This window comes from Mesorhizobium sp. M0030 (assembly GCF_040323695.1).
In the GTDB taxonomy this organism is placed as follows: Bacteria; Pseudomonadota; Alphaproteobacteria; order Rhizobiales; family Rhizobiaceae; genus Mesorhizobium.
In genome coordinates, this window is the sequence record NZ_JAMYVE010000018.1 from 63,454 (window position 1) to 84,090 (window position 20,637).

Genomic DNA, 20,637 nt, shown 5'->3' on the forward strand with positions numbered 1-20,637 from the left:
GAGATTCCTTCCCCATGCCATTCAAATCATTCGACGAACTGCGCGCCGCCTGTCTCGATCTGCCTGCCGGCAGCGATACCGCCGCCAACGCCGTCGCCCGCCGCCAAGACACGCTGACCAAGCCGCAAGGCAGCCTGGGCCGGCTGGAAACTCTCGCCGCCTGGCTGGCGCGCTGGCAGGGTCGCGACATGCCGAAACTCGACCGCGTCAAAGTCTTCGTGTTCGCCGGCAACCACGGTGTGACGGCGCAAGGCGTGTCGGCCTTCCCGTCGGAAGTGACGGTGCAGATGGTGGCGAATTTCGCCGGCGGCGGCGCCGCCATCAACCAGCTGGCCCGCATCGCCGGCGCGGAACTCGACGTCATCCCGCTCGATCTCGATCATCCGACCGGCGACTTCACTGACGTGCCGGCAATGGACGAAAAAACCTTCCTCGCCGCCGTCTCGGCAGGCTACGACGCGGTGACGAACGACCTCGACCTCGTCTGTTTCGGCGAGATGGGCATCGGCAACACCACGCCGGCGGCCGCCATCTCGACCGCCCTGTTCGGCGGCGGCGCTGAAAAATGGACCGGGCGCGGCACCGGCGTCGACGATGCCGGGCTGAAGCGCAAGGTCACCGCCATTGAATCCGGCCTCAAGCGCCATGCCGACGCGCTGTCCGACCCGCTGAAGATCGCCGCCGCCCTTGGCGGCCGCGAACTCGCCGCCATCTTCGGCGCCACGCTCGCCGCCCGCCGCAAGAACGTCCCGGTGCTGCTCGACGGCTTCGTCTGCACGGCCGCCGCAGCACCCCTGGCGCGGCTGCACCCCAACGGCCTTGCCCACACCATCGCCGCCCATGTCTCGGCCGAATCCGGCCACCGCCGCCTGCTCGAAGCGCTCGGCCTGCCGCCGCTGCTCGACCTCGGCATGCGGCTCGGCGAAGGCTCCGGCGCCTGCCTCGCCGTCAACATCGTCCGCTCGGCACTGGAATGCCATGCGAGGATGGCGAGTTTTGCCGAGGCTGGCGTGTCGGAGAAGTAAACCAGAGCGGTTTAGGGGACCGCCTTGGTAAGAAGCATCTTTTATTCCTGAAAACTCTTCAGTAGAGTTGGAGGATGATGAAGCTCCGTCCGCTTGCTGCTGCTATAGCTATCGCCGCGGTTCTTGCCGGTGTGTATCGGCGTAGCGGATACACAACCTATGGACCGCTCGACACCGCTATCCTCGTTGTCTTTCTGGTATTCTTCTGGTGGCTGATCAGCGACTTCTCAAGAAGAAAAGCCCGCGTCGATGCTGATGGACGTCAGAGCACGGATGGCGGGATCGCTTTTCGGTTCGGCAGATTTCTGCGTCGGGTTTTTCGACGTAGCAATCGCGGCCTTTGACACGGCAAATTGTAGGCCGAAATGACATTGCGCCGTGGAACCGGTCGCCTCGTTTCTGGGCGCGCGGCTCAGAGGATCACCGGAATAGCAAGTCTACACCGGAATGCCCTCGGCAGGCTCGCGCCACCACCGACGCATGCCGAAGACGCGTTAAAGCGTCTCTGATACCAAGGTCTTCCACCAACTTTTCTAGAAATTTGGTGGGTGCGCACAGGATTGAACTGTGGACCCGCTGATTAAGAGTCAGCTGCTCTACCAACTGAGCTACGCACCCACTCGGCCGGCAAAAACCGGCGTTGGCGGGCATATAGCCGCCGATACCGGTCCTGTCCAGCCCTGCCGGAATCATTTCCCGACAAATCGCTCCGGGCTTCGGTTTCGAGTGTTGCAGCGAAGAAAAAAACCAGAGTCGTCGGCGGGACAGCACTCCCCTCTGGCCTGCCGGCCATCTCCCCCGCAAGGGCATAGGCGCTAAGATAGGTATTGCCCTGCTGAATCGGGTGTGATTCTACGCTGCGATGACACACGAATCGCTTGTTGGTGACGGCTGGGCCGAGACGATTGAGCTTCTGGGCGGCGAAGAGTTGATCGCAGGAAGTGCCCGCGAGACGAAGGCGTTCCTGCGCCCGCGGGGCGTCAGGTCGGCGAGCGATCTGTTGCGCCTGACACTGGCTTACTGCCTTGGCAAGGTTGGCATGCGGGGCGTCGTGGCCTGGGCGGCGGCGAGCGGGATTGCCGACATTTCGGACGTGGCGTTGCTTGGCCGGCTGCGCAATGCAGGACCATGGCTGCAGCAGTTGATTGGGCACCTTTTGAAGCGCGAGGATGCAGGTTTGGCCAAAGGCCGACTGGTTCGCATCCTCGATGCGACAGCGGTTGCCAAGGCCGGTGCGTATGAGAAGAAGAACAATGGTCTTTGGCGCATGCACTGCACCTTCGAGCTTGAGCGCGAGCAGTTCGACTTCATCGAGATCACCGATCAGAGCGAGGCCGAGTTGATCGACCGCGTGCCGGTGGTGCCGGGCGAGATCCGCATCGGTGACCGCGCCTATCTGCAGGCCGAGCGGATCGCAAAGGTGATGGCGCAAGGCGGCGATGTTGTTGTGCGCGCGTCGTGGAAAAACGCGCGATGGCTCGACGCCAACGGCAGGGCGTTCGATCTCATCGGCTACCTGGAGAGCTGCCGGGAGGAAGTCTGCGAAACGCCTGCCCGGCTGGCACTCAAGAAGGGCGAGCCTGTGAATATGCGCCTGATCGCCTTGCGCAAATCCGAGGCCGCGGCACAAGAAGCGCGGCGCAAAATCAACAAGGAAGCCAGGGCCAAGGGCAACAAGGTTCAACCGCAGACGCTGATTGCGGCCGGCTTCGTCCTGCTTGTGACCTCGCTTGACCGGGAGGAGTTTCCCGCCGATACGGTCCTCAAGCTCTACCGCATGCGCTGGCGCATCGAACTCGCCTTCAAGCGACTGAAGAGCCTGATCGGGCTGCGCTCTCCTCCCGCCAAAGACCCAAGGATCGCAAAGCCTTGGATCCTTGCACACTTCCTCATCGCGCTTGTGACCGAACCCCTCTCGCAGGAGTTGGGTGTCTCTCCCCCTTGAGCGACGGGCGCCCGCTGCTGTGGCGCGCCACCCGCCAGATCGTCGCCTCTCTGATCGCTACCATCTTTACTCAACCTTCCTTGGCGGCCCTGCGCCAAAATCTCCATGCCTTGCGATATCGCTGGCGCGAACCACCACGAAAGCGCAAGTTTCAGTCCATGCCAAAGCTATCTTAGCGCCTATGCCCACTTGGGGGGAGATTGGCAGCCTTGCCGTTTCGCCTGTCTTTCGGCGTTGGAGATTGGCGAAAGCCAATGCGACATCCGATCTCCCCCCTCGTGGGGGAGATGTCCGGCAGGACAGAGGGGGGCGTGAAGGATCGCCGACAGCGACGATCTCAGCCACGGGCCACTCAAACGAACAGCTTGCCTTCCGCCACCTTTACCGCATGGCCGCCGATGCGCGCCGAGGCCAGTTTTCCGCCCTCGACAGTGAGTTCGAGCCGGATACGCGATGGCCGGCCCATCTCCAGCCCCTGCTCGATCCACAGCTGCGAAATGCCGTCGGTCGGGCCATCGAACTGCATGATGGCGCCGGCAAAGGCCGCCGCCGCCGACCCGGTCGCCGGGTCTTCATAGGACGGCGTGCCCGGCACGATCATGCGGACATGGAAGGCGCTGTCATGGTTCACCGTCTGGCGGCAATAGACATACGGGCTGGCGAAGGCCCATTCGCTCTTGCGCGGCGCCAGTTCCGACCAGACCTGGTTGTCGAGCTTGATCCGGCCGGCAGCCTCCAGATTGGCAACCGGAATGGTGACGTAAGGCACGCCTGCCGACCAGAACGACACCAGGTGATTCTCGAAGCCGATCTCGTGCGGCGCCAGCCCGAGGGCGGCGCCGATCGCCTCCGGGTCGGCATCGAGCTTCAGCGGCTCCGGCAGCTTCGCCAGGTCGAACTCGGCAAAGGTGGCGCCATCGTGCCGGCTGACGGCGCAGCGCACCGGGCCGATATTCTCCTCCAGCACGAAGATGCCGGCTTCGCCCTCGCCTGTCAGTTCGGCCAGCGCGATCGCGGCGCCAACTGTCGGATGTCCGGCGAACGGCATCTCATAGTCGGGCGTGAAAATGCGGATGCGGTTGCGATGTTTTGGATTGTCCGGCGGCAGCACGAAGACCGATTCGGACAGGTTGAACTCGCGCGCAATGGCCTGCATGGCGGCTGTATCCAGCCCTTGGCTGTCGAGCACGACAGCCAGCGGATTGCCGGCCAGCCGCTCCGTCGTAAACACATCGTAGAGCAAGTAATTGCGGGTCTGCATCTTGAAAAACCTTCCGCCTCAATCCGAACATGGCCGAAATTTAATTTGATATTCGAACCACCAAGCCTGATCTGTGCACATATAGGGACATTACGCTTTCATAGGGGTCCGGCGTGGACCAGCTTGTCAATCTGCCAAAGACGGAATCGGATTCCGCCATCGAGGCGGCGCTTGGGCTTGACCAGAGTGGTGTGCGCAAGACGCGCCGTCGTGGCTGGCTTTACGCGCTGCTGGCGCTGATCGCCGTTGCCGGCGGCCTCGCCGGCTTCCAATGGTATGCCGGCTCCCCGGCCAAGATCGACTACACCACAACGCCGGCCACCATTGCCGACCTCACCGTCGCGGTATCGGCGACCGGCACGCTGCAGCCCCTCACCCAGGTCGACATTTCAAGCGAACTGTCCGGCATCATCCGCTCGGTGTCGGCCGAAGAGAACCAGCAGGTCAAGAAGGGCGATGTGCTGGCGACGCTCGACACGGTGAAACTTGAGGTCCAGATCGAACGCGCCGAAGCCTCGGCCAAGGCCGCTGCCGCCAATGTCGAGGACGCCACGGTAACCCTGAAGGAGAACGAAAGCGCCCTCACCCGCGCGGCCGAACTGACCAGGCGTGGCATGGCGACCGATCAGTCGCTCGAGGCGGCGACTGCCACGCGCGACCGCTCCAAGGCGGCGCTCGATAGTGCGCAGGCCAATCTCGCCATCGCCCAGGCCGATCTCAAGGCGCAGCAGACCGACCTTGCCAAGAGCACCATCTATGCGCCGATCGACGGCATCGTCTTGACGCGTTCCGTCGACCCCGGCCAGACGGTCGCCTCCTCGCTGCAGGCGCCGGTTCTGTTCATCATCGCCGCCGATTTGAGGAACATGGAATTGGTGGCGGCGGTCGACGAGGCCGATATCGGCGCGGTCAAACCAGGCCAGCATGCACGCTTCACCGTCGATGCCTTTCCGGAGCGGCCGTTCGACGCCGAGATCCGCGACATCTCCTACGCCTCGGTCACCACCGACGGCGTCGTCACCTACAATGCACGGTTGGAAGTCGACAATAACGAGCTTTTGCTGCGGCCCGGCATGACCGCCACGGTTTCGGTCGTCACCAGGCAGGCCAAGAGCGTGCTCACCGTGCCTTCAACAGCGTTTCGCTATCGGCCATCGGCACCTGCTGCCCGCACGTGGAGCCTCAGCGATCTGTTCACCGGCCGCATGGGTCGTGGCGGCAACCGCCGCCAGCCGGTGAAGGCGCCCACCGACGGCTCACGCACGCTCTATGTGCTGGAGAACGGCCGGCCGCACCCGGTCAACGTCAAGATCGGCTCCACCGACGGCGAACTGACCGAGATCACCTCCGGGCTGGATGAAGGTGCAGAGGTTATCACGACCTCGCAGCTGCGGAGCTGACGCCATGGCCGCGGGCCTCATCGGTTTCGACACGGTCTGGAAGAGCTATGGCCAGGGCGAAGCCAAGGTCCATGCGCTGGCCGGCGTCGACCTCGCCATCCAGCGTGGCGAATTCGTCGCCATCATGGGCCCGTCCGGTTCGGGCAAATCGACCGCGATGAACATCATCGGTTGCCTCGACACACCGACGGCCGGAACCTACTCCTTCATGGGCATCGACGCCGGGCGGCTCGACCGCAACCGCCGGGCGCTTCTGCGCAATCTCTATATCGGCTTCGTCTTCCAGGGTTACAATCTGTTGCCGCGCACCACGGCGGCGGAAAATGTCGAGCTGCCGCTGATCTATCGCGGCGCGCCGGCCCGCGAGCGCCGCGATCTTGCCATGCAGGCGCTGGCGGAGGTCGGCCTGGTCGGGCGCGAACATCACACGCCGGCCGAACTCTCCGGTGGTCAGCAACAGCGCGTGGCGATCGCGCGCGCCATCGTCACCAGGCCGACGCTGCTCGTCGCCGACGAGCCGACCGGCAATCTCGACACCGCCCGCACGCATGAGATCATGGAGCTGTTGACGCGGCTGAACCGGGAGCTCGGCTTGACCATCGCCATGGTCACCCACGAGGCCGATGTCGCCGATTATGCCGAGCGCACCATCCGCTTCCTCGACGGCCACGTCGCGTCCGACACGGCCAAGTCGGAGTTGGCGTCATGATCTGGGAAACCGTCCGCCTCTCTCTGCGCTCCATCCGCCGCAATGTGCTGCGCTCGTTCCTGACGCTGCTCGGCATCGTCATCGGTGTCGCCGCCGTCATCGCCATGCTGACCATCGGCTCCGGCACCACCGCCAAGGTCAAGTCGGACATCGCCAAGCTCGGCTCGAACCTGCTCGTCGTCCGTTCCGGCCGCCCGGCAGGCACTGGCGGACCAGGCGGGCTCGACCAGGCGGTACGGCCTCTGGCCGACAAGGATGTAGCCGCCCTCGTAGCCCACCTGACCGGTGCGCGCGCCATCGCGCCGGCGTCGCAGAAACAAGTCCGCGTCATCTTCGGCACCGAGAGCCTGACCTCGGGCGTCACCGGCACCGACAGCGCCTATCTCGACGCCCGCGACTGGAAGCTGGTGTCGGGCCGCCCATTCAGCGATTCGGAGACACGCTCGGGCACCGGCGTCTGCCTGATCGGCGAGACGGTGCGCCAGCAATTCTTCGGCGCCGGCGAACCCGAGGGCGAGATCATCCGCGTCAACCGCACCTCGTGCAAGATCATCGGCCTGCTCGAACCCAAGGGCTATACCGGCTTCGGCCAGGACCAGGACAATGTCGTTTTGATGCCGCTTGCCGCCTATCAGCGCCGCATCGCCGGCAACCGCGACATCGACAACATCTACGTCGCCGCCGACGACCGCACGCCGACCACCGAATTGCAGCCGCGAGTCGAGGACATTTTGCGCGACACCCGCCGCATCACGCCGGACCGCGAAGAGGATTTCTCGATCCGCGACATGACCCAGATCGCCGACGCCATGGCCAGCGCCACCACCACCATGACCGGCATGCTGGGCGCCGTCGCGGGCGTCAGCCTGCTGGTCGGCGGCATCGGGATCATGAACATCATGCTGGTCTCGGTCACTGAGCGCACCCGCGAGATCGGCATCAGGCTCGCCATCGGCGCGCATGAAAAGCACATCCTCATCCAGTTCCTGGTCGAGGCGACGGTGCTGTCGCTGCTCGGCGGCATTATCGGCATCCTGATCGGCCTGGCGCTGGCCGGCCTCGCCTCGGCAACGCTGGCCATACCGTTTGCGCCGAGCCCGGCGGTCATCCTGCTCGCCGTCGGTTTTTCGGCGCTGATCGGCATGGTGTTCGGCTTCTTCCCGGCGCTGCGCGGCGCCAGGCTCGACCCGATCGACGCGCTGCGCCACGAATAAGCGCCAGATCAGCTCCACCGCAACCAACCGCTATCCACAAGGATGGGTGCTTGTCGACATCGGCAATACTTGTTGTCGTCCGGTCTGCGATGCTAATTTTAGAGCAAAGCATCTAGTCAAGGAGTTGCAATGAGCAAGAAGGCGCGGCTAATTCTGACGATGGTGATCATCGAAGGCGCCCTTGCGGGACTTTGGTGGTATCTCGCCCGCTACGGCATGGCCAATCCCGATCGTGTCACCGCCGATTTTCAGGCAGTCGTCGGCCAGACGATGGGCATGGTCATGGGTGGATTGCTGGGCATCGGCGTTATCCTGTTCCTCGTCGCCGCCCGCAACGACCGCAAGGCGGCGCAGAACAATCCGCGCCGTTAGCCCCCGCCACCGCCAAAATGCCACTCGACCAGCGGCTTCATATGCGGTGCCAGCCCTTCCGGCAGGTCGGCGGCGTGGCGGATGATCACCGGCCCCTCGATCTCCGGCTCGGTCTCGGTCGCGACGAAGGCGCCGATGCGCCGCGCAACCTCGTCGGCCGGCGCATCGACGTGGTAGCGGCGGAAGAGGACCGTGCCGGTCGAAGTCGACAGCGCATGGTAGCGCTTGCCGCGCGCAGCGCCTGTCAGGTCAAGCCCGGTCTCCTCGCGCACTTCACGGATCATGTTGAAATCGACATCGACGCGGCCATCGCGAAAATCGATCGGCTCGAACGAGCCGGCAGCGAAGTAGACACTGCCGGCCGGGACCGTGTGCGCGCCCATGCGGATCGCCACCAGGGCGTTGTCGCCGGCGACCAGCATGGCGTGGCCATAGGCATGCTCGGCGCCCGTCCCCTGCCGGTTCTTTCGCCACAGCAGGAAGGTCGAGTACTTCACCGCGTGACAACGCCCGACGATCCGCTTGTCGCGCCAGGCGAGCGCCGAGAGCAGCACCACCGTGCCGTCGAACAACGCCGGATTGGCCGTGACCTCGCGCCGCCAGTTGTCAGTGATCGCCTGCGCGTTGTCGCGCTCGAACGGATGCGGGCCGGGGTCGAGCCGGACGTCGATTTCGTCGACGGGCAGGATGACGTTGCGCGGCAGGTCGAAGCTCACCGTGCTCAAGCCATGTCCAGGGTAATTGCGACGGGACAATGGTCCGACGCCTTCGGCCGGTCCCAGCCGGCGCGCGGAAAGCGCTCCACCGCCTGTCCGGCCGGAAAGATGGTGCGCCAGGGCTGGCCGTTGCGGATGATGTCGGGAACCGCCGTCGCATTCTTCGCCGCCAGCCCTTTCGACAGCAGGATGTAGTCGAGCTGGCACAGATGCCGCTCCTTCGGCCCGCGCGTGTGGTAGAAACTCCAGCGGTCCATCTCCGGCCGGCGTTCGACGACATTCTCGCAAAAGCCGCCGGCGGTGAGCACATCGATACAGGACTGGCTCTCGTCGATCACCTGGAAGCGGTAGCCGTCGATAGCGTCGCCCTCGATCTTCACCCGCTGCCGGTAGTCGTTCATGTCGCCGCAGATCGCCCAGTTTTTGTCGGCTGCGTGCTCTTTGCCGAAGCGCTCGTCGATAATGCGGCGCACCGCTTGCGCCTCGGCGATGCGCACCGGCATCGTCGCCTCGCGGCCGTCGAGCCCATTGCGCGGCGAGCCCATCGATTTGAAATGGACGAGGTAAAGCGTCAGCGGCACGCCGCCGACCTTGATGTCGACCTCCAGGCAGTCGCGCCGGAAGATGCGTTCATTGGCCAGGTTGCCGAGCGCCTCGAGTTCAGGCGTGTGCAATCCGAACTGCTCGAACGTGACATAGGCATGGCTGGTCATGCGCACGAACTCGATCGGCTGACCTTGCGCGGTCTCGTTGCGCATCATCACGGCAACGTCGATGCCGCGCGAATCATTGCCGGCGGTGGTGTATTTCTGCCGGTAACCCTCGCCCACCATCTTGAAGAGATAGCCGTACTCGAAGGCCTTCAGCGCCTCGATGTTGTCGACCTCCTGCATGCAGATGATGTCCGCACGGGTGGCGGCAATGGCGAGCGCGGTCAACTGGCGCGTATCGTCGGATTGCGCGATGGCGCGCGCCTGCTCCAGCATCCGGTATTCGGCTTCGCTCTGGATGTCGAAAAGCGCCAGCGTGCGGTCTTCGTTGAGCTGGTTGCGGAAGCCCGAGTAATCGAACCTGTTCATCAGGTTTTCGACATTGAAAGTGGCGAGGCGCAGCGACATGGACTGACCTTTGCCTGCAAGCGCCAATGAAAACAAGGGCTGCTCGTCATGGCTGATGGAACCTTTCTGTTCATCCTCCGTTCAGACGCCAAGGTCCATCAATAGGCCACTTCCCTGGGGTATCCGGGCGTGGGGCCTGTATCACTTGGAGAGTGCAATGAGCTCGCTCTTTTCGTCCACAGTCAAATCCGGGCTGTTAGCGCTCGGTCTTTTCTCGGGTCTCACGGCGCCATCCGCCGCGGGCCCGATCCTGCAGCCGGACTTGTCGGTGCCGGCAAGCACCGCATTGTCTGACATCACACCGGTTCGCGACAGCTGGGCGGGCGGCAATGACCGCCGCTCCTTCAACGATTGGCAGTGGCGCCGCCACGACGGCCGTCGCTTTGCCCGGTCAGGCAACTGGAACAACGGCAACTGGAACGGCGGCGACAACTGGCGCTGGCGCCATCACCGCCACCATCGCGGCCGTGATTTTGACACCGGCGCCGCAGCAGTTCTCGGCCTCGGCCTGGGTCTGGGCCTCGGCAGTATCTACAACAACGGCTACTACAACAACGGCTATTACAATGACGGCTACTACGTGCAGCCGGCGCCCCGCCGCTATTACCGCACGCAGCGTCTGTCCAGCGCCCATGTACAGTGGTGCTACGACCGCTATCGGTCCTACCGGGCCTGGGACAACACGTTCCAGCCCTATGGTGGCCCGCGCCAGCAATGCTGGTCGCCCTACAGCTGAACTATAAACGACAATACACGACGGCGCCGCCCCATCGCGGCGCCGTTTTCATTTGGGAAAGACGGCTGGTCTCGGTCACCGCTAACCATATGTTTATCGGCTCAGCCTATCCGTGATATCGTGCCCCATCTGACGATCGCGCCGATCCGGTCGCGAAGGACGTGCCGTCATGGCCGACAACGAGTTGCGAAACAAACACCGGCAGCGCGTGCTGAAAGGCGCGACGATTCTGACCGGCCTCACCAATTCCGAGGTCAAGTGCACGGTCCGCAACATGCATGCCGGCGGCGCCGAACTGAAAGTGTCGATAGACGCGCGCGTGCCGGACGAGTTCCTGCTCTATGTGCCGGTCGACGGCATCGGCTACAAGGCCATCGTGCGCTGGCGCCGCGACGACCGCATCGGCGTCGAGTTCACCGGCACCGAGCCGAAGCCGCATTGGCACTATGGCTGAGCGTCCTGATCGATAAACCGGCATGAAAGAGCCGGCGGATCGCTCCGCCGGCTCCTTGCTCCCAATCCTGAAGATTGCGGGTTAGTTCTTGGCCTTGTCGACCAGTTTGTTCTTGGAAATCCAGGGCATCATGGCGCGCAGCTTGGCGCCGACTTCCTCGATCTGGTGGCTGTCATTGTTGCGGCGGATGCCCTTGAAGCGCGACATGCCGGCGCGGTATTCCTGCATCCACTCCGAGGTGAACTTGCCGGTCTGGATATCCTTCAGCACGCGCTTCATCTCGGCCTTGGTCTCGGCGGTGATGATGCGCGGGCCAGAGACATATTCGCCCCATTCGGCTGTGTTCGAGATCGAGTAGTTCATGTTGGCGATGCCGCCTTCATAGATCAGGTCGACGATCAGCTTGACCTCGTGCAGGCACTCGAAATAGGCCATTTCGGGCGCATAGCCGGCTTCCACCAGCGTCTCGAAACCGGCGCGGATCAGTTCGACCAGGCCGCCGCAGAGCACGACCTGCTCGCCGAACAGATCGGTCTCGCATTCCTCGCGGAAATTGGTCTCGATGATGCCCGAACGGCCGCCGCCGACGCCGCAGGCGTAGGACAGAGCGAGATCGAGCGCGTTGCCGGAAGCATCCTGGTTGACGGCGACCAGGCAAGGCACGCCACCGCCCTTCTGGTATTCGCCGCGCACCGTGTGTCCGGGCCCTTTCGGCGCGATCATAACGACGTCGACGGTCGACTTCGGCTCGATCAGGCCGAAATGCACGTTGAGGCCATGCGCGAAGGCGATCGCGGCGCCGTCACGAATGTTCGGCGCGATTTCGTTTTTGTAGATGTCGGCCTGCAATTCGTCAGGCGTCGCCATCATCATCAAATCGGCCCATTTGGCAGCGTCCGCCACGCTCATCACCTTGAGCCCGTCGGCCTCGACCTTCTTGGCCGTCGCCGATCCCGCCTTGAGGCCGATGGCGATTTCCTTGGCGCCCGAATCCTTGAGGTTGAGCGCATGCGCCCGGCCTTGGCTGCCATAGCCGATGATGGCGACCTTCTTGCCCTTGATCAGATTGAGATCGGCGTCGCGATCGTAATAGACACGCATCTTTTGCTTCCTTCCCGTAGAGATTAGAGGCCTTGCGGCCCGGTTTTTGCTCCATAAAGAGCGAGAAACTGCTGCGTTGCCCGGACGGCATCGCCGCCGATCGCCGCTTCAGTCAATTCCAGCCTGTCGCCGAGCAGGAGACGGATCTGCACGTCGCGGGCGACCAGCCCGAAAAAGGTCCGGAACGCGATTTCGGCATCCGTAAAGTCGAGCAGCCCGGCCTGCTTGCCGGCAAGCAGCACCGGCTTCAGCCGTCTGGCCAGCGCGAAACGGCCATTCTCCAGCACGATGGCGCCGAGATCGTCCTTTCCGGATCCGGCATGGCCGACCGCGACGCGGTTCAGCGCGATCGAGGTATCGCTCGAAATCACCTTCAGCCAGTCCGAGGCGAAGCCTTCCAGGCTTGCCGTCAGCGAGGCAAGATCGAGCCGCTCACCGTCGACCGGCACCACGCGCACTTTCGATGCCTGCCACTGCACGGTCGCCGTCAGCAGTCCGTCGCGGTCGCCGAACCATTTGTAGAGCGTTTCCTTCGAGCAGCTGGCGCGGCGCGCCACCGCCGTCATGGTCAGATTGTCGCCCTCCTCGACCAGCAGCCGCAAGGCCGCGTCCAGGACGGCCTTTTGCCGCTCTGTCAGCACTTCGCTGGTATCGATCTCGGCCCTTGCCTGCAACAATTTCCTGCCCATTCGATGAGGTCGCCGGGTCGCCTCAAACGGCGTACCGTACGTTACGGTTCGGCATATTGCGCAATCCTATGCTCGACGCAAGGGGTCAGGTAGAAAAATCGTCGACGTGAGAGCCGCCGAGCAAACCACGAGATTCTGACGGATCAATCATCGGCGGGCGGATGGCGCAGCTCTCCAAGCAGGCTCGCCAGTATCTTCAGCTCCTCCGCGGAGAGTTTTGCGCCGACCAATTCCGCAATCGACCGTCCATAGACAGCCCACATCCGTCGCCGCGTCTGACGGCCCTTGGCCGAGATGCGGATGGTCTGGCCGCGGCCGTCATCGGCAGCCCTGAGCTTCTCGACCAGTCCGTCTGCCTCGAGGCGCGCCAGAAGCCGCGAGATGTTATACTGCGCAAACAGTGTGCGCTCAGTCAGCTGGAATGGCCGCAGCCCGCCCTCACCCGCCTCGGCGAGTTCATGCAGCACGTCATACCAGTCGAGCGGCGGCAAGCCGCTAGTCTTCAAAGCCTCTTCCGCCTTTTCGATGAGCTGGCGCGAAACCCGCATCAGGCGGGCCCAGGCCTTGACGGCTTCGGGCGAAGGCGTGGTTGTTTTGGTCATGACCCATCCTAGGCGGTAGATGCAGTTGCATCAAGCTTGACGGTCAATGCACTTGCATCTATATGCATGCAACTGCATCGATCCGGGAAAGATCCATGAAACACGAAATTTGCAAAGTCGCCGACGTCCCACAGACGGGCAGCCTGATCGCACCGTTCTTCGGCCGCGAGGTCCATGTCTGGCGCAGCGGCGAGCGTGTCCGTGCCGCCGCCAATGTCTGCCTGCATTTCGGCGGGCCGCTCGACTGCAAGGACGGCAAGCTGGTCTGCCAATGGCACGGTGCCGCCTTCGATATGGAAAGCGGCGATCGGCTTGAAGGTCCGGCGCCAAAAGCGTCGCGACTGATGTTCCTGTCGACGCGCGTAGAGGACGGCGCGTTGAACTATGTCTGGGGAGAGTGACATGCCTGAGAAGAATGAAATGACTGGCAAGCTCATTCTGGTCAGCCACCATCTGTGCCCCTATGTCCAGCGCGCCGCGATCTCGCTGACTGAGAAGGGCGTGCCGTTCGAACGCGTCACCATCGACCTCGCCAACAAGCCGGACTGGTTCAAGGCGATCTCGCCGCTGGGCAAGGTGCCGCTGCTGATCGTCCAGGCAAATGGCGAGGAGACGGTGATCTTCGAATCCGCCGTCATTCTCGAATTCCTCGAGGAGACGCAAGCCAATCCTCTGCATCCGGCCGACGCCTACGCCCGTGCCCGGCATCGCGCCTGGATCGAGTTCGGCTCGGCGACATTGAACACCATCGGCCGGTTCTACTCGGCTTCGACGGAGGCCGCCTTCCTGGCAGAGTCCACGGCACTTTCGGCCATGTTCGATCGTCTGGAGGACGAACTGGCCGACCAGGCCGGACCGTGGTTCAGCGGCCAGCGCTTTTGCCTCGTCGATGCCGTCTACGGCCCGGTCTTCCGCTATCTCGACGCCTTCTACCGGATCGGCAATTTCGGCATTCTGGACGGCAAGCCATTGGTCCAGGCCTGGCGCAAGGCGTTGAGCGAACGCGCCTCGATCAAGGGTGCCGTGGCGCCGGACTATCCGCAGCGGCTGCGTCTATTCCTGCGTGCGAGAAATTCGTTTCTCTCGACCCTGATCTCGCCGGATGATCTGGCCAGTGCACCTCCTCTAGCCCGATCCGCCTGAACGGATCGATCAAAGTGCCGGCCACCATCGAGGCGAGCACGCTTGGCAGTGGCGGCACCTTTGCGATGGTTGCCACCAGCCTGTCGCGGAAGAAGGGCAGCATCGTGCCGTCCGACTGGTAGAACGGCGTCAGCGCCAGCGACAGCAGCTGGAAGATTCGGACATGCCATCGCCGCGCCCGGGCGTAGCTTTCCAGCGCTGCCTCGACGTTGCCCGTTTGTGCCAAGGCATGGCTGAGTGCTGCCGCGTCGAGCAGCGCCATGTTGGCGCCTTGCCCGAGCTGCGGGCTGGTCGAATGCGCGGCATCGCCGATGACGGCCAGCCTGCGGCCGGCCGGCAGCTTCATCGTGTGGTGGCCGTAGCGCGCCAGCGACAGCTGGTCGAAGCTGTCGATCTGGCTGGTGAACGCCTCGCACTGTGGCCACAGCGAGACCAGTCTCGCCTTCCAGGCGTCGAGCCCTGCCGCGCGCACGTTTTCGGCATCCGCCGGCTTCAGGCTCCAGAAGAACGCCGCCATCTTTTCCCCGCCCGGCTCCGGTCGGCCGATCGGCAGGACGCCGATCATCACGCTGGCCTTGTCGTAGCGCTGCAGCAGCGCATTTTCGTCGAAGCCTTCGCGCCAGCCGAGCGAGGCCCAGAACGCGCCGTAAGTGAGCTGCCGCGGCTGGGCCGGATCGTTGAGGCACCGGCGCAGCTTCGAACGCGAGCCGCTGGCGTCGACCACGAGGTCGAACGGCCCTGCCCTGCGGCCCCCCACCGTTCGGCTCTTGTCGAAGATCAGGATCGCCCGCTCACCGACGTCCAGCGCCTCGATCTCGACACTGGTTTCGATGGCGATACCTTGGCGCTGCGCGGCGCGAAACAACACGTTGAACAATGCCGCCCGGTGTACCGCCAGCCCGAAACAGCCGCCAGGCTGCTCATCGTAGCGCACGGCGAGCACGGTGCGGCCGGTCGAGGCATCGGCGCCATGCAGACGCTCGATGCGGCTCCCCAGCGCCAGAATGTCGTCGAGCAGGCCGAGATCGGCGAGCACGCTCAGCCCGGTCGGCTGCAGGATCAGTCCGGAGCCGACGGGCTTGGGTTCCTCGAAACGTTCGAAGATGGTGACGTTGTGGCCCGCGCGCTTGAGATAGAGCGCGGTGGCGAGCCCCGCCGGGCCGGCGCCCGCAATCGCGATGTCGAGAGATTTTTCCATTGCCCGCCCAACCACTGGCCGGACAATCCTTCAGCGCCATTGTCAAATCAAGCCTTTGCTGCATGGACCAAAATATCAGCCACCGGCGTCGAAGGAAGCGCGCGCCGTGCGCACCGCACCATGGTTGAGTTCGGCCCACAGGATCAATTGATGCAAGGCGCCGAACATCGAACGGCCGAGATCGGTCAGGCTGTATTCGACGCTTGGCGGCTTGGTCGGGAACACTTCGCGATGAACAAAGCCGTCGCGCTGCAGATCGTGGAGCGTCTGGGTGAGCATGCGCTGCGAGATGTCGGGCACCAGGCGCCGCAACTCGCCGAAACGATAGGGCTGCTCTGCGAGCGCCGCCATCAGCAGCGAACTCCATTTGCCGTTCACGCCCTGCATCACGTCGCGAACCGGGCAATCGGCAATGTTTGCGCCATCGCTGGTGGCTTTGAATATATTGAGCTTGGTTCTCAGATTGACGACCTTGCCGTCCATGGCTGCTGGTTCCCTGGCGGTGCCTACCTCCCTAAAAACTGCCTTCTTTACGGTGGCCGGTCAATTCTTATTTTAGTGCTGGTCTCTTTTTGAGACTGTCAGAAGCACCCGCCACCCGGCGCAATTTCAGGATCCCCCATGACCGCAACCCTTCTCGTCACCGGCGCTTCCGGCCAGCTTGGCCGCGGCGTCATCAACCACCTGCTGGACACATTAAAGGTCCCCGCAAACCGCATCATCGCCACCACCCGTACACCCGCCAACCTTGCCGATCTGGCGGTGCGCGGCGTCGTCGTCAGAGCCGCTGACTTCAACGACCCGCAATCGCTTGCCGAGGCCTTCGCGGGAGCCGACCGGGCACTCGTCATCTCGACCAACGAACTTGAGGTACAGGGGAAGCGGCGCGAGCAGCAGCTTGCGGCGGTGACGGCGGCCAAACAGGCTGGCGTCGGCCACCTGCTGTACACCTCGATGCCCAACCCCGAGCCTGGTTCGCCGGTTGTTTTCGCGCCCGACCACTACGACACCGAACAGGCGATCAAGGCGAGCGGGATCCCCTACACGATATTCCGCAACGGCTGGTATAACGAGAACCTGTTCATGGCGTTGCCGCAGGTTCTGGCGTCGGGTCAGTGGTACACCTCCGCCGGCGACGGCGCCATTTCCTACGGCACGCGCGACGATTTCGCGGCGGCGATCGCAGCGGGGCTCGCCTCGGACAGCAGCGAAAGCGCGACTTACACGCTCACCGGCCCCAGTGCGTATACGGCTGCCGAAGTGGCGGCGTTGGTCACCGAGGTCACCAGCAAGCCGATCAAGGTCATCCAGCTTTCCGACGAAGCCCTGACCGAGGGAATGAAGTCGGCCGGCCTGCCTGAACCCTTCGCCAAGGTGCTGGTTTCATTCGACGCCGCCGCCCGCGCCGGTGACCTCGGCATGGTGACCGACGCGGTCGAAAAACTCTCCGGCCGAAAGTCGGTGCCGCTGAAGCAGTTTCTGGAGACGAACAAGGCTGCACTGGCCGGCTGAAAGCTGCCGTTGCGGGACGCCGAGCCCTTAAGGTTCGGCCTCCCGCACAATTACTTACGTCGCTTGACCAGTCCCAGCCGGATCAGGCTTTCGCCCGTGGCAGTCAACGCATCTTCGCGCGAGCGTGGCGCCCAGCCGAGCACGCGCACCGCCTTGGCGTTGGTGGCGTTCTTGATCTTGCCCAGTTCCGTTGCGAGTTGTGCCGCTTCCGGATTGAACAGCCCGATGATGCGCACCAGCCAATCGGGAAACTCCCGCGTCGAGACGCGCGACGCCGCCGGCCCGAGCCGCGTCTTCAGGGTCTGCGCGATCTCGCGCACTGTCATGAAATCGCCGGCGACAGCGAGGAACCGTTCGCCCTTGGCGGCGGGGTGGGTCATGGCGCGAACATGCAGATCCGCCACGTCGCGCGCGTCGACGACGCCGAAGGACAGGCGCGGCAGCCCAGGCACGGCGCCGTTCAGCATGCGCTGGACAAATTCGGTCGAGGTCGAATGGTCCGCGCCGAGCACCGGTCCAAAGATGCCAACGGGATTGACGACCGCAAGCTCCAGCGCGCCGCCCTGCTCGGCGATGAAATCCCAGGCCGCGCGCTCGGCGAGCGTCTTGGACTTCACATAGGCGCTGACCTTGCCTGCCGGATCGGTCCAGTTTTCCTCGTTGAAAGGCTGCCCATCCGCGCGCATCTTGCCATAGCCGACGGCCGCGAAGGATGAGGTGAGCACGACGCGCCTGACCCCGGCATCCCGCGCCGCCCGCAGCACGCGCAACGCGCCCTCGCGCGCCGGAAGGATCAGGTCATCCTCATGCGTGGGCACGCCGGGCGGAAAAGGCGATGCGACATGCAGCACGTAATCGCAGCCGGCCACCGCCGCCGGCCAGCCTGCGTCGGCCATCAGATCGGCATGGGCGAATGAAAGGGCGTCACCGGGCTCCGTGCCACCTGCCTTGAGCATGGCGAGCACATCGGCTTCGCGCCTGGCCGATCGCACGGAGGTGCGGACGCGGTAGCCGGCCTTCAACAGTTCGAGGATGCAGTGAGCGCCGAGGAAGCCGGACCCGCCGGTGACCAGCACCAATTCGCCGCTCATATTAGCCTCCTCGACGATTTATCCCTTCGAGACCCCTTAGATCGCCACCTGCGTGCCGATCTCGACCACACGTCCGGTCGGGATCTGGAAATACTCCGTCGCATCGGCCGCCGAGCGGGCGAGCCCGATGAACAGCTTGTCCTGCCACACCGGCATGCCGGAATTGGGCGATGCTTTGAGCGAGCGCCGCGACAGGAAGAACGACGTCGTCATGATGTCGAACTTCCAGCCCTGCTTGCGGCAGATCGCCAGCGCGCGCGGAATGTTGGGCTGCTCCATATAGCCGAAGGTCAGCGTCACCCGCATGAACAACTCGTTGACTGTCTCCATCTTGACCCGCTCGCTGTCGGGCACCAGCGGCTGCGGTGCGGTGACCACCGACAGAATGACGTTCTGCTCGTGCAACACCTTGTAGTGCTTCAGGCTGTGCATCAGCGCTGTCGGCGCGCTTTGCGGATCGCTGGTCAGGAACACGGCGGTGCCGGACACCAGCTGCGGCTTCTTCTTCAGCAGATTGCCGGCGAGGAAATCGAGCGGGATTTCGTTGCGCCGGGTCTTGTCGAACAGATAGCGGCTGCCGCGCACCCAGGTCCACATCGCCAGAACGATGGTGAAGGCCACCGCAAGCGACGCCCAGCCGCCCTCGAACACCTTCACGATGTTGGAGGCGAAGAAGCCGATGTCGATGAAGCCGAACAGCGCCGTCATGGCGACCGCCACCCACAGCCGCCATTTCCAGATGCGGGTCATGACGACGAACAGCAGCACCGTCGTCACCAACATGTTGCCGGTCACCGAGATGCCATAGGCGGAGGCGAGCTTGCTCGATTCGCCGAAACCGACGACCAGCAACATCACCGCCAACGCCAGCAAAACATTGACGCGCGGCATGTAGATCTGGCCCGACTGCCGTTCCGACGTGTGCAGGATTTCGAGGCGCGGCAGCATATTGAGCTGCACCGCCTGCCTGGTCAGCGAGAAGGCGCCCGATATGACCGCCTGGCTGGCGATGACCGTCGCCGCGGTTGCCAATACCACCATCGGGATCAGCGTCCAGCCTTCGTTCATCTCGAAGAATGGATGGCCGACGTGACCGTTCTTCGCCAGCACGAAAGCGCCCTGCCCGGCATAGTTTAGCAGCAGGCAGGGAAACACGATGGCCAGCCAGGCGAGCACGATGGGCTTGCGGCCGAAATGGCCGAGATCGGCATAAAGCGCTTCGGCGCCGGTGACGGCGAGGAAGATGGCGCCGATGGTGACGAAGGCGACATCGGGCGAATTGATCAGGAAGGCGACGATGTAGTGCGGGCTGACCGCCCACAGGATTTCGGGATCGGCGATGATGTGGTTCAAGCCCGAAAGACCGATGGCCAGGAACCAGACCGCCGTGATCGGGCCAAAGATCAGCGCCACGCCGCCGGTGCCGAAGCGCTGCACCGAAAACAGGATCGCCAGGATGACCAGCGTCAGCGGCACGACATAGGGCTGGAAGGTCGGGGTAACGACATTCATGCCTTCAACCGCCGAAAGCACCGAGATTGCCGGCGTGATGACGGCGTCACCGAAGAACAATGACGCGCCGACAACACCGATGGCCAGGATGATCGCCGAGCGGGTCGGGAAACTGCCGCGCGCCAGCGCCATCAGCGACAGCACGCCGCCCTCGCCTCGGTTGTCGGCTCTGAGCACGAACATGATGTATTTGATGGTGACGATAATCGTCAACGACCAGATGATCAGCGACAGCACGCCCAGAATATCGCCGCGCTCGGCGGTTTCCCCGCCGGAGGACGCAACAAGCGCTTCCCGGAAGGCGTAGATCGGGCTGGTGCCGATGTCGCCATAGACCACACCGAGCGCGCCCAGCATCAGAACTTTGGTGCTGTGCTGTTCGATTTCGGGATGGCTCGATTGTTCGACGGGTTCTGCCTCAATACCAGCATTGGTAAGGGCCATGGACGACACTCCGATAAGCGCGCGGTGCTCTACGCTTGCTGCGATGCAATATCAAGTGCCGTGACGGTAGGGCTACCATGTTCCCAGCGCAGGGCTTGCCCCGCAATGACCGGTGCGTGGCGTCAAAGGCTGCCGGAAACCTCAGATCGCCACCTGCGTGCCGATCTCGACCACACGTCCGGTCGGGATCTGGAAATACTCCGTCGCATCGGCCGCCGAGCGGGCGAGCCCGATGAACAGCTTGTCCTGCCACACCGGCATGCCGGAATTGGGCGATGCCTTGAGCGAGCGCCGCGACAGGAAGAACGAAGTCGTCATGATGTCGAACTTCCAGCCCTGCTTGCGGCAGATCGCCAGCGCGCGCGGAATGTTGGGCTGCTCCATATAGCCGAAGG

At 63.7% G+C, this 20,637-nt stretch carries 22 protein-coding genes, 1 tRNA gene and 1 pseudogene; 12 read left to right on the forward strand and 12 right to left on the reverse strand.

Features of this window, described 5'->3' with window-relative positions; translation table 11 throughout:
• The first annotated feature begins 14 nt into the window (after positions 1 to 14).
• Positions 15 to 1,025, forward strand: coding sequence for a nicotinate-nucleotide--dimethylbenzimidazole phosphoribosyltransferase (cobT, locus tag NKJ80_RS28290; RefSeq protein WP_023727705.1), 1,011 nt, complete (start codon positions 15 to 17; stop codon positions 1,023 to 1,025).
• 74 nt (positions 1,026 to 1,099) lie between these two features.
• Positions 1,100 to 1,369, forward strand: coding sequence for a hypothetical protein (locus NKJ80_RS28295; protein ID WP_023690936.1), 270 nt, complete (start codon positions 1,100 to 1,102; stop codon positions 1,367 to 1,369).
• A 198-nt stretch (positions 1,370 to 1,567) separates the two neighbouring features.
• On the opposite strand, the gene NKJ80_RS28300 is transcribed toward NKJ80_RS28295, so the two are convergent.
• Positions 1,568 to 1,643: transfer RNA gene (locus tag NKJ80_RS28300), tRNA-Lys, on the reverse strand.
• A gap of 244 nt (positions 1,644 to 1,887) precedes the next feature.
• Between NKJ80_RS28300 and NKJ80_RS28305 the strand changes: the two genes are divergently transcribed.
• Positions 1,888 to 2,970: a transposase gene (locus tag NKJ80_RS28305; RefSeq protein WP_502902242.1), complete on the forward strand. Its 1,083-nt coding sequence runs from the start codon at positions 1,888 to 1,890 to the stop codon at positions 2,968 to 2,970.
• Between the two features lie 352 nt (positions 2,971 to 3,322).
• Here NKJ80_RS28305 and NKJ80_RS28310 read toward each other — a convergent pair whose 3' ends face one another.
• Positions 3,323 to 4,231 (reverse strand): PhzF family phenazine biosynthesis protein, encoded by a 909-nt coding sequence (locus tag NKJ80_RS28310; protein ID WP_023668384.1) that lies wholly within the window; start codon positions 4,229 to 4,231, stop codon positions 3,323 to 3,325.
• 113 nt (positions 4,232 to 4,344) lie between these two features.
• On the opposite strand from NKJ80_RS28310, the gene NKJ80_RS28315 reads away from it, so the two are divergent.
• The 4 genes from NKJ80_RS28315 to NKJ80_RS28330 all read left to right on the forward strand — a co-directional run bounded on the left by NKJ80_RS28315 (position 4,345) and on the right by NKJ80_RS28330 (position 7,926).
• The gene (locus NKJ80_RS28315) at positions 4,345 to 5,631 is read left to right on the forward strand and encodes an efflux RND transporter periplasmic adaptor subunit (RefSeq protein ID WP_023698352.1); all 1,287 of its coding nucleotides are present in this window, start codon (positions 4,345 to 4,347) and stop codon (positions 5,629 to 5,631) included.
• 4 nt (positions 5,632 to 5,635) lie between these two features.
• The gene (locus tag NKJ80_RS28320) at positions 5,636 to 6,340 is read left to right on the forward strand and encodes an ABC transporter ATP-binding protein (RefSeq protein ID WP_023685174.1); all 705 of its coding nucleotides are present in this window, start codon (positions 5,636 to 5,638) and stop codon (positions 6,338 to 6,340) included.
• Positions 6,337 to 7,554, forward strand: a complete 1,218-nt coding sequence (locus NKJ80_RS28325) for an ABC transporter permease (protein WP_352498761.1) — start codon at positions 6,337 to 6,339, stop codon at positions 7,552 to 7,554. The genes NKJ80_RS28320 and NKJ80_RS28325 overlap by 4 nt, the downstream gene beginning before the upstream one ends.
• A 129-nt stretch (positions 7,555 to 7,683) precedes the next feature.
• Positions 7,684 to 7,926, forward strand: coding sequence for a hypothetical protein (locus NKJ80_RS28330; RefSeq protein ID WP_023690325.1), 243 nt, complete (start codon positions 7,684 to 7,686; stop codon positions 7,924 to 7,926).
• On the opposite strand, the gene NKJ80_RS28335 is transcribed toward NKJ80_RS28330, so the two are convergent.
• Positions 7,923 to 8,642: an NUDIX hydrolase gene (locus tag NKJ80_RS28335; protein WP_023712689.1), complete on the reverse strand. Its 720-nt coding sequence runs from the start codon at positions 8,640 to 8,642 to the stop codon at positions 7,923 to 7,925. The genes NKJ80_RS28330 and NKJ80_RS28335 overlap by 4 nt on opposite strands.
• Positions 8,643 to 8,647: 5 nt before the next feature.
• Entirely contained in the window at positions 8,648 to 9,760 is a 1,113-nt protein-coding gene (locus NKJ80_RS28340) for an endonuclease/exonuclease/phosphatase family protein (RefSeq protein ID WP_023746877.1), read from the reverse strand.
• Between the two features lie 157 nt (positions 9,761 to 9,917).
• On the opposite strand from NKJ80_RS28340, the gene NKJ80_RS28345 reads away from it, so the two are divergent.
• Positions 9,918 to 10,496: a BA14K family protein gene (locus tag NKJ80_RS28345; protein WP_023805505.1), complete on the forward strand. Its 579-nt coding sequence runs from the start codon at positions 9,918 to 9,920 to the stop codon at positions 10,494 to 10,496.
• Between the two features lie 169 nt (positions 10,497 to 10,665).
• A complete protein-coding gene (locus tag NKJ80_RS28350) occupies positions 10,666 to 10,950 on the forward strand; it encodes a PilZ domain-containing protein (RefSeq protein ID WP_023685169.1) in 285 nt (94 codons plus the stop codon).
• 81 nt (positions 10,951 to 11,031) lie between these two features.
• Here the strand turns inward: NKJ80_RS28350 and ilvC are convergent, their stop codons facing one another.
• From ilvC to NKJ80_RS28365, 3 genes are all read right to left on the reverse strand, one after another.
• On the reverse strand, positions 11,032 to 12,051 hold the full coding sequence (ilvC, locus tag NKJ80_RS28355) for a ketol-acid reductoisomerase (RefSeq protein WP_013531065.1): 1,020 nt from the start codon (positions 12,049 to 12,051) through the stop codon (positions 11,032 to 11,034).
• A gap of 23 nt (positions 12,052 to 12,074) precedes the next feature.
• Positions 12,075 to 12,740, reverse strand: a complete 666-nt coding sequence (locus NKJ80_RS28360) for a TetR/AcrR family transcriptional regulator (RefSeq protein WP_352498762.1) — start codon at positions 12,738 to 12,740, stop codon at positions 12,075 to 12,077.
• 143 nt (positions 12,741 to 12,883) lie between these two features.
• Positions 12,884 to 13,342, reverse strand: coding sequence for a MarR family winged helix-turn-helix transcriptional regulator (locus tag NKJ80_RS28365; RefSeq protein WP_023668376.1), 459 nt, complete (start codon positions 13,340 to 13,342; stop codon positions 12,884 to 12,886).
• A gap of 95 nt (positions 13,343 to 13,437) precedes the next feature.
• Here NKJ80_RS28365 and NKJ80_RS28370 point away from each other — a divergent pair, with 95 nt between their 5' ends.
• Both NKJ80_RS28370 and NKJ80_RS28375 read left to right on the forward strand, forming a co-directional pair.
• Positions 13,438 to 13,743, forward strand: coding sequence for a Rieske (2Fe-2S) protein (locus NKJ80_RS28370; protein WP_023668375.1), 306 nt, complete (start codon positions 13,438 to 13,440; stop codon positions 13,741 to 13,743).
• 1 nt (position 13,744) lies between these two features.
• Positions 13,745 to 14,485 carry a glutathione S-transferase family protein gene (locus tag NKJ80_RS28375; protein ID WP_084630617.1) on the forward strand — a complete coding sequence of 247 codons (741 nt, stop codon included), beginning with the start codon at positions 13,745 to 13,747 and terminating at the stop codon, positions 14,483 to 14,485.
• On the opposite strand, the pseudogene NKJ80_RS28380 reads toward NKJ80_RS28375, so the two are convergent.
• Together NKJ80_RS28380 and NKJ80_RS28385 are read right to left on the reverse strand one after the other, a co-directional pair.
• Positions 14,448 to 15,683: pseudogene (locus tag NKJ80_RS28380) on the reverse strand (FAD-dependent oxidoreductase); the annotation flags it as partial. The gene NKJ80_RS28375 and the pseudogene NKJ80_RS28380 sit on opposite strands and share 38 nt — an antisense overlap.
• A 75-nt stretch (positions 15,684 to 15,758) precedes the next feature.
• Positions 15,759 to 16,166: a winged helix-turn-helix transcriptional regulator gene (locus tag NKJ80_RS28385; RefSeq protein WP_023668372.1), complete on the reverse strand. Its 408-nt coding sequence runs from the start codon at positions 16,164 to 16,166 to the stop codon at positions 15,759 to 15,761.
• 138 nt (positions 16,167 to 16,304) lie between these two features.
• Between NKJ80_RS28385 and NKJ80_RS28390 the strand changes: the two genes are divergently transcribed.
• Positions 16,305 to 17,195 carry an SDR family oxidoreductase gene (locus NKJ80_RS28390; protein WP_023668371.1) on the forward strand — a complete coding sequence of 297 codons (891 nt, stop codon included), beginning with the start codon at positions 16,305 to 16,307 and terminating at the stop codon, positions 17,193 to 17,195.
• 50 nt (positions 17,196 to 17,245) lie between these two features.
• On the opposite strand, the gene NKJ80_RS28395 is transcribed toward NKJ80_RS28390, so the two are convergent.
• The 3 genes from NKJ80_RS28395 to NKJ80_RS28405 all read right to left on the reverse strand — a co-directional run.
• Positions 17,246 to 18,286, reverse strand: a complete 1,041-nt coding sequence (locus tag NKJ80_RS28395; protein ID WP_023668370.1) for an SDR family oxidoreductase — start codon at positions 18,284 to 18,286, stop codon at positions 17,246 to 17,248.
• Positions 18,287 to 18,322: 36 nt separating this feature from the next.
• Positions 18,323 to 20,242 (reverse strand): potassium transporter Kup, encoded by a 1,920-nt coding sequence (locus NKJ80_RS28400; RefSeq protein ID WP_352498763.1) that lies wholly within the window; start codon positions 20,240 to 20,242, stop codon positions 18,323 to 18,325.
• Between the two features lie 141 nt (positions 20,243 to 20,383).
• Positions 20,384 to 20,637: KUP/HAK/KT family potassium transporter (locus tag NKJ80_RS28405; RefSeq protein ID WP_502900880.1), on the reverse strand; the 254-nt coding region annotated here is incomplete at its 5' end.

Excerpts from the sequence above, each read along its gene's own strand:
- NKJ80_RS28345 (WP_023805505.1), top strand. The coding sequence starts at position 9,918 with ATGAGCTCGCTCTTTTCGTCCACAGTCAAATCCGGGCTGTTAGCGCTC.
- NKJ80_RS28385 (WP_023668372.1), bottom strand. The coding sequence starts at position 16,166 with ATGGACGGCAAGGTCGTCAATCTGAGAACCAAGCTCAATATATTCAAA.
- NKJ80_RS28395 (WP_023668370.1), bottom strand. The coding sequence starts at position 18,286 with ATGAGCGGCGAATTGGTGCTGGTCACCGGCGGGTCCGGCTTCCTCGGC.
- cobT (WP_023727705.1), top strand. The coding sequence starts at position 15 with ATGCCATTCAAATCATTCGACGAACTGCGCGCCGCCTGTCTCGATCTG.
- ilvC (WP_013531065.1), bottom strand. The coding sequence starts at position 12,051 with ATGCGTGTCTATTACGATCGCGACGCCGATCTCAATCTGATCAAGGGC.
- NKJ80_RS28295 (WP_023690936.1), top strand. The coding sequence starts at position 1,100 with ATGATGAAGCTCCGTCCGCTTGCTGCTGCTATAGCTATCGCCGCGGTT.
- NKJ80_RS28365 (WP_023668376.1), bottom strand. The coding sequence starts at position 13,342 with ATGACCAAAACAACCACGCCTTCGCCCGAAGCCGTCAAGGCCTGGGCC.
- NKJ80_RS28330 (WP_023690325.1), top strand. The coding sequence starts at position 7,684 with ATGAGCAAGAAGGCGCGGCTAATTCTGACGATGGTGATCATCGAAGGC.
- NKJ80_RS28320 (WP_023685174.1), top strand. The coding sequence starts at position 5,636 with ATGGCCGCGGGCCTCATCGGTTTCGACACGGTCTGGAAGAGCTATGGC.
- NKJ80_RS28325 (WP_352498761.1), top strand. The coding sequence starts at position 6,337 with ATGATCTGGGAAACCGTCCGCCTCTCTCTGCGCTCCATCCGCCGCAAT.
- NKJ80_RS28375 (WP_084630617.1), top strand. The coding sequence starts at position 13,745 with ATGCCTGAGAAGAATGAAATGACTGGCAAGCTCATTCTGGTCAGCCAC.
- NKJ80_RS28390 (WP_023668371.1), top strand. The coding sequence starts at position 16,305 with ATGACCGCAACCCTTCTCGTCACCGGCGCTTCCGGCCAGCTTGGCCGC.
- NKJ80_RS28370 (WP_023668375.1), top strand. The coding sequence starts at position 13,438 with ATGAAACACGAAATTTGCAAAGTCGCCGACGTCCCACAGACGGGCAGC.
- NKJ80_RS28350 (WP_023685169.1), top strand. The coding sequence starts at position 10,666 with ATGGCCGACAACGAGTTGCGAAACAAACACCGGCAGCGCGTGCTGAAA.
- NKJ80_RS28360 (WP_352498762.1), bottom strand. The coding sequence starts at position 12,740 with ATGGGCAGGAAATTGTTGCAGGCAAGGGCCGAGATCGATACCAGCGAA.
- NKJ80_RS28305 (WP_502902242.1), top strand. The coding sequence starts at position 1,888 with ATGACACACGAATCGCTTGTTGGTGACGGCTGGGCCGAGACGATTGAG.
- NKJ80_RS28340 (WP_023746877.1), bottom strand. The coding sequence starts at position 9,760 with ATGTCGCTGCGCCTCGCCACTTTCAATGTCGAAAACCTGATGAACAGG.
- NKJ80_RS28400 (WP_352498763.1), bottom strand. The coding sequence starts at position 20,242 with ATGGCCCTTACCAATGCTGGTATTGAGGCAGAACCCGTCGAACAATCG.
- NKJ80_RS28310 (WP_023668384.1), bottom strand. The coding sequence starts at position 4,231 with ATGCAGACCCGCAATTACTTGCTCTACGATGTGTTTACGACGGAGCGG.